At 68.4% G+C, this 1,726-nt stretch carries 2 protein-coding genes and 1 pseudogene; 1 reads left to right on the top strand and 2 read right to left on the bottom strand.

Annotated elements, in window-relative coordinates; genetic code table 11:
* The first annotated feature begins 25 nt into the window (after positions 1–25).
* A complete protein-coding gene (locus ACFTZB_RS45440) occupies positions 26–679 on the top strand; it encodes a TetR family transcriptional regulator (RefSeq protein ID WP_072943071.1) in 654 nt (217 codons plus the stop codon).
* A 4-nt stretch (positions 680–683) separates the two neighbouring features.
* On the opposite strand, the gene ACFTZB_RS45435 is transcribed toward ACFTZB_RS45440, so the two are convergent.
* Positions 684–1,421, bottom strand: a complete 738-nt coding sequence (locus tag ACFTZB_RS45435; protein WP_378442537.1) for an ABC transporter ATP-binding protein — start codon at positions 1,419–1,421, stop codon at positions 684–686.
* Positions 1,418–1,726 (bottom strand): annotated as a pseudogene (locus ACFTZB_RS45430) (branched-chain amino acid ABC transporter substrate-binding protein); the annotation flags it as partial. The pseudogene ACFTZB_RS45430 and the gene ACFTZB_RS45435, both read right to left, overlap by 4 nt.

The following is a 1,726-nucleotide window of genomic DNA, read 5'->3' as shown; positions in this document are numbered from 1 at the left end:
GGTGACTGTCGCTAGGCTGACGTCCATGAGCACTGCTGAAGAGCCGCTGACAGCGGGCCGGGACGGGCTGTTGTCGTTGCTCCGCAACGGGCAGCTGCCCTCGCGCGGGGCCAAGGCCCCGCAGCGGGAGCGGTACCAGCGGATCGTCGCCGCGGCGATGGAACTCGCGTCCGAGGGCGGGTACGACGCCGTGCAGATGCGGGCCATCGCGGATCGGGCGGGCGTCGCGCTGGGCACCGTGTACCGGTACTTCCCGTCGAAGAACCACATGCTGGTGATGGGCCTGCTGATGGTGTTCGAGGGCATGCGGTCCCGGTTCGAGAACGTCACAATCCCCGGCGACACCCCGTCGGAGCGGATCCTGTTCGTGCTCCGGAAGAACACCGAGGTCCTCGAGAAGGACCGGCCGCGGTACGAGGCCCTCGTGCGTGCGTTCATGTTCGCGGACGCGTCGGCGTCGGCCGAACTGGATGCGTTCGGCGCCCTGATGACGGAGATGTTCGCCAAGACCATCGGGGTCGAGCAGATCTCCGACGACCAGTTGAACGCAATCCGCGTGATCGGCGACGTCTGGATGTCCAGCCTGGTGTCCTGGGTGGCCGGCCGCATCTCGGTGGACGAGGTGATGGCGCACCTCGGGCTCGCGGTCCGTCTCGTGTTCCGCCGCCTCGGCGGCTAGCTCCTCAGCCGACGCGGCCGAAGTAGGCGTCGCGGATCACCGCCCTGTCGTCGATCGCGCCCGCATCCGCGTCCATGACGACGCGTCCGACGTCGAGGACGGTGACGTGATCGGCCACGCTCATCGCGGCGTCGACGGCCTGCTCGACGAGGAGCACCGCCATCCCGGCCTCCTTGAGGGTGCTGACGCGTTCCATGACTTCGCCGACGATCACGGGCGCCAGTCCGCCGGACGGCTCGTCGAGCAGTAGCAGGGTCGGTTTCGCCATCAGCGCCTGACCGATCGCCAGCATCTGCTGCTGCCCGCCGGACATCGCACCGGCGAGCAGGCCGCGTTTCGCGCCGAGGACGGGGAACAGGTCGTAGATGCGTTCCACCTCTTCGCGTACGGCCGATCGTCGCATCCTGCGGACGTACCCGCCGAGAATCAGGTTCTGTTCCACGGTCTGCCGGTGGAACACCCGCTTCCCCTCCTGCACGTACGCCATTCCCTGACGGACCCGCCGGTGCGGCGCCACCTTCGCGATGTCGCGGCCGTCGAACTCGATCGTCCCGGCGGACACCCTGTTCAGCCCCGAGATGGCACGCAGCGTGCTGGTCTTCCCCGCACCGTTCCGGCCGAGCAGTGCGGTGACCTTGCCGGGCCACACGTCGAGCGAGACGTCCCACACCACCCGGAGGTCGCCGTATCCGGATTGCACGTTCCGCAGACTCAGCAGCGGTGTCGTCGCCTGCTCGCTCATGAGGTCGCCTCTCCGGCCAGTTCCGTGTCCTCGACGACGCCGAGGTATTCGCTGAGTACGCGAGGGTTGTGTTCGATTTCGGACGGCGGACCTTCGGCGATCACGCGGCCCTGGGCGAGCACGACGATGGTGTCGGCGAGCGCCAGCACCAGACGGAAGTTGTGCTCGACCAGCACGATCGTGCAGCCGGCGTCGCGAAGGTGCCGGATCAGGCCGGCGAGGCGTTCCACTTCGTCCTCGTCGAGACCCGACGCGACCTCGTCGAGCAGCAGGACCCGCGGTTCGGCGACCACCGACCTGGCGAC

Source organism: Rhodococcus sp. NPDC057014, from assembly GCF_042673295.1.
GTDB lineage: Bacteria > Actinomycetota > Actinomycetes > Mycobacteriales > Mycobacteriaceae > Rhodococcus_F.
This window is presented reverse-complemented; position numbering and strand designations above follow the sequence as displayed.

Bases quoted from the DNA above. Each gene is read 5' to 3' on its own strand.
- ACFTZB_RS45440 (WP_072943071.1), top strand. From the start codon at position 26: ATGAGCACTGCTGAAGAGCCGCTGACAGCGGGCCGGGACGGGCTGTTG.
- ACFTZB_RS45435 (WP_378442537.1), bottom strand. From the start codon at position 1,421: ATGAGCGAGCAGGCGACGACACCGCTGCTGAGTCTGCGGAACGTGCAA.